Below are 2,507 nucleotides of genomic sequence, written 5' to 3'. Positions count from 1 at the left end.
CTTACCTCGTAAAACCTCTGGCAGATCAAATCCAACGGGCATTCAGGGAGGAATGAGTTCGCGTGCCGGGCTCGGCCATAACCCATGCCGTGCTTAGAGCGTGACGATTTTAGGTTGCGGCATACTCGGCCTCGGTGAAGGAGTTGGCGCATTCCTTTGATGTGAGAGTGTCGTGGATTTTCCCGATGCTCGCAGACGGCCTCGGTGTTGCGTCTGGCGGCCGTTCTCAGCAGGTGTTTGGTTTGGCGAGGAGCATCTCGATCGGATCAGGTCTGGCGAGTATTTCGGCAGGAAGAAGAGCTTGGCGCCGGCGTTGCTGACGGCGTGCCGGACGGCCTTGTCGATGAGGACGATGTCGCCCGGCTTGAGGGTCGGCAAGAGCACCTTCTCGACATAGAGCCGGAAGCCATTGATCGGCCCGTCTGTGAGCATGGGGCGGCCCGGTCCACTGCGCCCGCCGACGCGCCAAGTCGGGCCGATCTTGCGCGCCCCGCTGGATGATGACGAACGGCTATCGACATCTTCTTCGTTGTCGCTCCAACCGTCGGCTGGTGCACTGCCGGTGAGAGCCTAAGGTTCCTGGACGGTACGCGCGCACCGGGCAAGCCCGCCCCCGCATCCCCCATGCATCCCCCATGCCCGGTGCAAAGGCGCTCCGATCGGTCCCGCCGTCCTGGCAGTACGGCGGGACTTTTTGCGATAGGCCTTGGAACCCGCGGTGAAGGCCAGCAACTTCCCCCTCACACGATTGCTGCCAGGTCGGTGGCCCCGAAGCCGGCGTCTCCTAGTTTCAGCCTGCTTTGTCGCAGATGGCGCTAAGTACGGCCCGCTCCTGGTACCTCGTCCAAGAGATCTGGACCGTTGCCCGCGGGCATCTGGCCGTCGGGCGTAAGCTTGTCCACCGCGTCGGGCAATTCTCTTGTGAGCCGGTCGAGAAGTTCCTCATGGGACAATCCGGTTTGCTCAGCCAGATCGCTCAATGTTTGCGGGTCGATTGCTTTCTCAACCTGATCGCGCTGAACGGGCCGGTTTGATCCTTTACTTACCCACGAATCGACCTGATCGCCCGCACCCGCATTTCTGAGACGGTCCAGGATGTCGCCGAGGCCGCCAGTGGAGCCAGCGCTAGCGTTGGGATTTGTCGATTTCCTACCAGCGATCAACTCGCCGATCTTGTCCCTATTCTTGTAGGCAAGCAGGCCAAGCAACGCTATGGCGACCTTTCCTATATCAAGGCTCATTTCGCATCTCCTTCTATAAGGAAGAGACAAGGCATGCGGCTTTGAAAGGTTCCATGGTTATGCTGCTGGGCCGATATTCGATTCGGTTTTTAGCCGGACGATTGCGGCTTCTCGGCTCGTTCTGGCTAGCCTTCAGCATCCGTGCCGACGCAGAGTCAGCTGGCAGCTCGCGTCGTCTCTCCGGAGGCGCGGGCTTTCTACATTCCGTCACCGATTGTGAGCGACACGCTCATTCAAAATCTTGCATTATAAACTTCGAAGATAAATGCAGCGGAAAACACTGTTGGCGCCATGGACAAGAACGATGGCGACACAATCGTCCTGGTTGGCTTCCGAGCCGCCTGCCCGGGGACTCGTGATCCGAGCAGATAGGCGACAAGGATTTCGAGAGAGACCGACGGCAAAATGGGCTGGACGATAGTGGTCACGAAAGCCAGGTGAGATCACAATCTTGGCGAGGAACAGGAGGACGCCGCCCTCGACAGCCAACCATCCGTGGTTCCGTTGCTCCTGGTCTATGTGCTCTCGATGTTGGGACTGATCGGTACGCGCTCGCTCCTTCGTAATTTCTACGACGCCCGCTCACTTCCGGCTCGCGCGGCTCTTCAGTATTCAGGCCTCGCGCAGCAATGATGCATGGTCGGCGCCGATCATCGATCTGCTCGCGCGCCTGCGCCTGCGTAATGCCGGTTTCATCGGCTAAGACTTGGGCCTGCCTCTCCTTCAGTCGCTCGCGGGCGGACATGTCTTTTCCCATGTTGAAAGCCTGCCAAGTTTATGTTCGGCCCCTTGGAAAACAATGATTGGCAAAGCGACTTGTTCGTTGAGCATTGAGCTGCCCGCGCCGCACAAAGTCTAACTCGGCTCATCGGGCTGGCAGTTGTTCAACAAACGTGCACTGCTGCTGAATATGAAAAAGCCGCTGGTCCTTGTCGCTGAGGATGAGCATGATCGCGTCCGATCTGGAAGTGAACCTTCGCGAGGCCGGTCTTACAGCCGCTCTGGCATCAACCTGTGAGGAGACTCAAGGTGGTTGGCAGAGGAACGTCCGGATGTGGCGGGCCGCAGCGTCCGACGAGAGTGAGCCTTATGTTCCAATCAACGGAACCGTGACGGTTGTCGCATAATTAATTGGATATCGGTTGAAATACGGGAACTCGATCACGAACGCATATTGGGCGGTCAGATGTGCCATGCGAAAGCCGCCGCTGGGGGCGTCGATTGCTATTGTTACATCGACGTCTTTCAATCCCAAATCCAGTAATT

2 protein-coding genes are annotated in these 2,507 nt (G+C 58.2%); both read right to left on the bottom strand.

Translation table 11 applies throughout. The features are described 5' to 3' along the window. Positions 1-93: 93 nt before the first annotated feature. Positions 94-432 carry a hypothetical protein gene (locus NKJ55_RS35770; protein WP_502904549.1) on the bottom strand — a complete coding sequence of 113 codons (339 nt, stop codon included), beginning with the start codon at positions 430-432 and terminating at the stop codon, positions 94-96. A 383-nt stretch (positions 433-815) separates the two neighbouring features. Further along, positions 816-1,241, bottom strand: a complete 426-nt coding sequence (locus tag NKJ55_RS35205; RefSeq protein WP_352453897.1) for a YidB family protein — start codon at positions 1,239-1,241, stop codon at positions 816-818. Between the last annotated feature and the right edge of the window lie 1,266 nt (positions 1,242-2,507).

This window comes from Mesorhizobium sp. M0106 (genome assembly GCF_040322715.1).
In the GTDB taxonomy this organism is placed as follows: domain Bacteria; phylum Pseudomonadota; class Alphaproteobacteria; order Rhizobiales; family Rhizobiaceae; genus Mesorhizobium.
This window is presented reverse-complemented; position numbering and strand designations above follow the sequence as displayed.

Coding starts and splice junctions, on each gene's coding strand:
- NKJ55_RS35770 (WP_502904549.1), bottom strand. CDS start 432: ATGCTCACAGACGGGCCGATCAATGGCTTCCGGCTCTATGTCGAGAAG.
- NKJ55_RS35205 (WP_352453897.1), bottom strand. CDS start 1,241: ATGAGCCTTGATATAGGAAAGGTCGCCATAGCGTTGCTTGGCCTGCTT.